At 53.3% G+C, this 3,535-nt stretch carries 3 protein-coding genes; all 3 read right to left on the bottom strand.

What is annotated here, in order from left to right; translation table 11 throughout:
* Positions 1-2,393 (bottom strand): aminomethyl-transferring glycine dehydrogenase (gene gcvP / locus ACTHS3_RS10775; RefSeq protein ID WP_440367941.1); only part of this gene is annotated, 2,393 nt, incomplete at its 3' end.
* 55 nt (positions 2,394-2,448) lie between these two features.
* Positions 2,449-3,000, bottom strand: coding sequence for a DNA-3-methyladenine glycosylase I (locus ACTHS3_RS10780; RefSeq protein ID WP_049336411.1), 552 nt, complete (start codon positions 2,998-3,000; stop codon positions 2,449-2,451).
* A 107-nt stretch (positions 3,001-3,107) separates the two neighbouring features.
* Entirely contained in the window at positions 3,108-3,506 is a 399-nt protein-coding gene (gene gcvH / locus ACTHS3_RS10785; RefSeq protein WP_036492952.1) for a glycine cleavage system protein GcvH, read from the bottom strand.
* Between the last annotated feature and the right edge of the window lie 29 nt (positions 3,507-3,535).

Here is a 3,535-nt window from a genome sequence, read left to right on the forward strand (position 1 = left end):
TTTTTGCCTGTATACAGAATCGGATAGTCTTCGCTCAGACGTTTGGCAACGTAGTTGGCGTTGAGCAATGCCCAGCGTGTTGCCTGCTCCATGCCTTGTTTGCCCATCATGGTCAGGTACATCCAAGTAATCGGCAGGATGGACGCAGAACCGAAGGCCGCAGCAGCAACGGCGGTTTGGTCGGCACTGGCGCTGTGGATGTCGGTCAAAGCATGTCCCGGTGCAAACGGGGCAAGGTGGGCTTTCAAACCGATAGGGCCGACGCCCGGACCGCCGCCGCCGTGAGGGATACAGAAGGTTTTGTGCAGGTTCATGTGCAACACGTCCGCGCCGACTTCGGCAGGCTGCATGATGCCGATTTGGGCGTTGAGGTTGGCGCCGTCCATGTAAACCTGTCCGCCGTTTTCATGGATGATGCGGCAGATGTCGCGGATGCCTTCTTCATACACGCCGTGGGTGGACGGGTAAGTAATCATGATGGCGGACAAAGCGTCGCGGTATTGCTCGGCTTTGGCTTTCAAATCGTCGATGTTGACGTTTCCGTGTTCGTCGGTATCGACAACGACGACTTTCAAACCCAGCATAGCGGCAGTCGCAGGGTTGGTGCCGTGGGCGGATTTGGGAATCAGGCAGATGTTGCGGTGTCCCTCGCCGTTGGCTTCTTGATAGCGGCGGATGGAGAGCATGCCACTGTATTCGCCCTGCGCGCCGGAGTTGGGCTGGAAGGAAATCGCGTCAAAGCCGGTGATGGCTTTCAGGCTGTTTTCCATGTCGGTCAAAAGCGCGTAGTAGCCTGTGGCTTGGTCTTTGGGGGCATAGGGGTGGATGTCGGTGAACTCTGCCCAAGTAATCGGCAACATTTCCGCAGTCGCATTGAGCTTCATGGTGCAGCTACCGAGCGAAATCATGCTGCGGTTCATCGCCAAGTCGCGGTCTTCGAGTTTCTTCAGATAGCGCAGCATTTCGTGTTCGGTGTGGTAACGGTTGAATACGGGATGTTGCAGAATGTCGTCTTGACGCAGCAATTCGGCATTCAGACGGCCTTTGACGTCATCGGCAAATGCGAACGTATCCTTGCCGGTAAACGCGCGGTACAAATCAACCAAATCTTCGTATGCCGATGTTTCATGGAATGCAGCCGCAACTTGAGTATCGTTGACGCGGCGCAGGTTGTAACCCGACTCCAAAGCAGCGGCAAACACTTGGTCTGCTTTCTCTTTGCTGCCGAAATCAACGGTAACGGTATCGAAGAAGACTTTGTGAACCACATTCAGGCCGTCTGAAACCAGCGCATCGGCAAAGGCAGAAGCCAGCGCATGAATGCGGTTGGCAATGCGTTTCACGCCTTCCGGGCCGTGGTAAACGGCATACATACCGGCCAAGTTCGCCAGCAATGCCTGTGCGGTACAAATATTGGATGTCGCTTTTTCGCGGCGGATATGTTGCTCGCGGGTGGACAACGCCATGCGCAGCGCGGGTTTGCCTGATGCGTCTTTGGATACGCCGATGATGCGGCCTGGGGCGGAACGTTTGAACTCGTCTTTAAACGCGAAATAAGCAGCGTGCGGACCACCGAAGCCCATTGGCACGCCGAAGCGTTGGGTGTTGCCCAAAGCAATATCTGCGCCCAGTTCAGCCGGAGACTTCAGCAAAACCAAGCTCATGATGTCGGCGGCAACGGCCACGATTGTGCCTTTTGCTTTCAGACGACCGATAACATCCTGCAAATCTTGTACGTCGCCGTCTTTACCGACGTATTGGAACAGCGCGCCGAAGTATTCGCCGTCATCAGCTTGGGCAAAATCTCCAACCACCAGTTCAAAACCGAAATATTTGGCGCGGGTTTTCATCACGTCCAAAGTTTGCGGATACACGCGCGCATCCACAAAGAAACGCTCGGATTTCACTTTGCCCACGCGGTGCGCCATCGCCATCGCTTCAGCAGCGGCAGTTGCCTCGTCCAGCAAAGACGCGCCTGCCACAGGGAAACCGGTCAAATCGATACACACTTGTTGGAAGTTCAACAAAGCTTCCAAACGACCTTGGGCAATTTCCGCTTGATACGGGGTGTAGGCAGTGTACCAACCCGGATTTTCCAATACGTTGCGCAAAATCACGTTCGGCACGCGGGTCGGGTAATAGCCCAAACCGATATAGGATTTGTTGATCACGTTTTTCGACGCGATGCCTTTCAATTTCGCCAACGCGTCCGCCTCGGTCAAAGCTTCGGGCAAATCGAGTTCGGACGGCATACGGATGCTTTGCGGCACGGTATTGCCGACAAAATCGTCCATGCTCTTCTCGCCGAGCGCTTCCAAAAGCGCAGCCTCGTCGCCAAAGCTCAAATGGCGCACGGCAAATTCGTTCGGGTTGAACAATTCAGATAGTTTCATTTCTACTCCTTCGGTGTTATCGATATCAACACTGTTTTTTCTTGCAGATGTTGTTTCAGACGGCCTCCGCCCACTTTGGACGACATGCCAATATTTCCCTATAAACCGGACAGGTTTCCACATGCGCGCCGGGCAGGTAGCCGGTACTCATCAGAAATTCGCCGACGATTTCGCCGCCGACAAATTTGAAATGTTTTTTAAACAGCTTCACCCATTCAGCCTTGTCGAGCGGATGGTGTGTATCCAACCAGTTTTTGAATGAGCCGTATTCTTGCCGTATTTGCTTGATTTGTCGCGCGTTATAAATGGCTGCGTTGATTTTCAGGCGGTTGCGGACGATGCCTGCATCGGCAAGCAGCCGCTCAATTTCGGCTTCGTCAAATGCGGCGACCGTATCGATGTCGAAACCTTTAAATGCCGTCTGAAATGCCCGTTGCTTCTTCAGCATCAGCGTCCAGCTCAATCCTGCCTGATTGATTTCCAACACCAGCCGCTCAAACAATTCATTGTCATCCTCAATCGGAAAACCGTATTGCGTGTCGTGATAATGTTGGTTGGGGTTGTCCGTATCGTCGGGAAGAGTGGCGACAAATTCGCAGTAATTCATGTTTGTTGAGGGAAAATTGAAACAAAGGCCGTCTGAAAGCATTTTTCAGACGACCTAAGACCTGCAATATCAAACAGGCACAAAACCTGTTTGGATGTTTGCAAAAATCAAGCTACTTCGCCTGCGTATTGTTCGGCAGTCAACAGACCGTCGTAATCGGCAGGGTTGGCAGGTTTGATTTTGAAGAACCAGCCTGCGCCGTAAGGATCGCTGTTGGCAGTTTCCGGAGCGCTTGGCAAATCTTCGTTGACGGCAACGACTTCGCCTGCAATCGGCGCGTACACGTCGGACGCGGCTTTTACAGACTCAACCACACCGGCTTGCTCTTCGGCAGCCAGGTTTGCGCCGACTTCAGGCAGCTCGACAAACACGATGTCGCCCAACAGCTCTTGCGCGTGATGGGTAATGCCGACAGTGATGGTACCGTCTTCTTCAAGGCGCAGCCATTCGTGGCTGGCAACGTATTTCAGTTCTGCTGGGATGTTGCTCATGGTTTGATACTCCATTGATAGGGGGTTATTTTCAGACGGCATCT

The sequence above is a fragment of the Neisseria sp. P0009.S007 genome, from assembly GCF_051962515.1.